Annotated in this window: 2 protein-coding genes; both read right to left on the bottom strand. The window is 29.6% G+C overall.

The genetic code is table 11. From position 1 onward, the window contains the following. Window positions 1-57: 57 nt before the first annotated feature. On the bottom strand, window positions 58-213 hold the full coding sequence (locus tag ACEW7V_RS02895; RefSeq protein WP_374695383.1) for a hypothetical protein: 156 nt from the start codon (window positions 211-213) through the stop codon (window positions 58-60). 1,967 nt (window positions 214-2,180) lie between these two features. Next, entirely contained in the window at window positions 2,181-2,489 is a 309-nt protein-coding gene (locus ACEW7V_RS02890; protein ID WP_374695382.1) for a hypothetical protein, read from the bottom strand. Window positions 2,490-2,853 lie beyond the last annotated feature (364 nt).

The raw sequence follows: 2,853 nt of genomic DNA, 5'->3' as shown, positions 1-2,853 counted from the left end.
TGTACTTCGTTCCGGTTACGTGACATTGCTTCCCGAATTGTCCTATTAAAAAACCACTTAAGTATCATAATCTTCAGTGTTAAATTCTAATTTAATTGCTTCTGCAACCTCTTCTAAATCAACAAATCGGTAACAATATATTCTGTTTTTGGCAACTTCTTTAATCATTAGATCTTCGTTGTCGTATTCATCGAGGCTACCTAAGATCTTCAATTAAATCCTCAAAAGTAATTATTCAGCTGTGCCACCATATTCGTCAATTACTATTGCCATATGGGTTTGGTTTTTTTTCATTTCAGGAAAAATTCATTAGTATTTTTTGTATCTGGGACCAAATAAGGTTTTCTAATGATTTTCAAATCAAAATTTTATTTGGGTTTGAGACATTAAATAATTAAAAATATCTTTAACATGTAAATGCCTATAATATTATCAATACTATTTTCATAAACTGAGAAGCAGTGTGTATTTTTCATTTTGAATTAGTTTTAATTAATTCTTTTTGTATTTCAACATCGAAATTTGCAACTACTTCGGTGCGGTGGCGCATTACTTCAGAAATGTTTGTGTGATCAAATTCAAAAATATTTTGAATATTTTATTTTCATCTTTTGTCAATGATGCCTTTGATAACTTGAAGTTAATAACATTGTCAGCAGCTCGTCTTCTGAGACTTAGAAGCGTTATTTTTTGTTAGGATTTTTAGTCCGAAAACAATAAGAAAAAGATTACTTACTTGAGTCAAAATCCAAACCAAAGGAGTAATTAACTGCCAATTAAGGAAATAGAGCCAGAAAAAAGATACAATTTTGGAAGGTGCATGCATTAAGTGCGTTTAGAATTAATTCTTCCAAAAATAATAGAAAGGGTAACAATTAAAGCCTCAATTCCGATGTTATGTAATGAAAAAATGCCCTTCTGTTTCTCTTAGCCAACAAGATGTTACAATACTTCTCGAAAAAGTAATTATGTGAATCATAATTTGAATTACTGATAAAAAGTGGTTGGTTTGGCTTGATTTTTTTGACTTTAGAGCATTTTTATTGCCCTTTTTGATATCTAATTCAATTTTGCTTCTTGTTAGTAGAAATAAAAGATATTTCTGAAGCTGCAAAAAAAGCATTTAATGCGATTAAAATAATCAATGTGAATATCAGTTCGCCAGAAAAAATACCTTTTTGGCATTAATGCACATTTTTATTTGCTAAATTTGATTTTTTACTCCACAAACGTCTTTTTTCAAAGATCTTTATTGTGATAAATTTTTATACTATCACTATCGTCCATATTTTTTTGAAACAACACCTCGCTTTTAATTTATATTTTTAATAACTAACTGATTTCATTTTAACATAAATAATAAAAAATGTCAATTTATAAATTAAAATAATTGCTGTTTTTTTCATTGGTTTTTGCTCGCTTTTTGTGGTACATATTTTTTTGTTAATGGAAAATAAAAGCAATAAAAAAGAATAGTAAATTTTATTTGGGTGTTTATTTGGTTTGTGAATTTTTTTGTGATTTGTGGTAATTGAAAAAATTGATGATATTTTCAAAAAACTTCTGTTTGCTATTATTGTTGCCTTTTGGTTTGGCGTTTCTTTTGCCTCCATGCAATTTTAATTTATCTTTGGATTTTATAATTTGTTTACAATAAATTAGCAAACCTTAAAAATAGTAAAGCATCTTGGTGAATGTTGTTTTCCAAAATAAAATCTAGATCCAAAGGCCAAATGCTATATTTTAGTGTCAATAAACAGCGATAACGGTTATTTTTTTAGGAATAAGTGATAAAACAGGACCTAAAACAATTATTTTGTGAAAAGCGATTGGACAATACTGCTTTGATGCGGTAAGCAATATCAAAAGTTTTTTTAAAATCTTTATGAGAGATTAAAATTTGGCTCAGGTATCCAAATGGAGGGTTTTGTGACATTTTTTCTTTTTCTTCTAAAAGTTGTCTAAAAAAGAATTCTTTTCTTCATATTTGACTGCCGCATTAATTGCAAAATGGTCTATATTATAGCTTTGCACAATTACTTTCGCCTTGTTCTTTTCTGCCACAACGTCCTGCTGCTTGAATGAGTAATTGAAAGGTTTTTTTCTGAGCCTTTAAAATTCAGGGGAATTTGAGTAAAGAATCTGCCATTAAAATACCTACTAAAGTAACTTTGTGAAAGTCAAGTCCTTTTGGCAATCATTTGAGTTCCTAACAAAATATCTGCTTTTTCTTGATTAAAATCGTTCCATAATTTTTCGTATTGACTAATTTTTGTGATAGTATCTGAATCAAATTTGATAAGTCTTGCTTGCAAAAATTCTTTTGGAGATAAGCTCTGATGTATTCGATACCAACGCCTACTTCTTTTATTTGTTCTTTGGAGCAGCGCATGCATTTTTGGTGTAAATTGCTCTTTATAGTTACAATGACTACATTTGTGGTTGCTTGTTTTGATAAAAAGTAAGGCTATTGTTGCATTGCTCAGCATTTGGGGACAAAGCCGCAAAAACGACATAAAACAAATGGTGCAAAACCTTTAGTGTTGATAAGTAAAATGGCTTGTTGTTGTTTGGCTAGAACTTCCCTTAATGCATGTTTGAGGTTTGGGAAAAAAGGTTCTAAATTGCCTTTTTTAATTCTTCTTTTATGTCTACAAGTATGATGGGAGGTAAAGCATCAATTAAAGCTCTTTTTGGTAAGGCTTAAAAGTTGGGATAATTTTGTTGTAAAACTTGATAATGACTTTCCAAAGAAGGAGTAGCACTTCCTAAAAATTAAAGAATTTTGTGGTATTTAGCCTCTTATTTGTGCCAAGGTTCTTATCACAAGTGGCGCGCTCTTTTTCTATTAAA

Source organism: Areca yellow leaf disease phytoplasma (assembly GCF_041920595.1).
The sequence above is the reverse complement of the archived record's forward strand: the minus strand, read 5'-3'. Positions and strand labels throughout refer to the sequence as shown.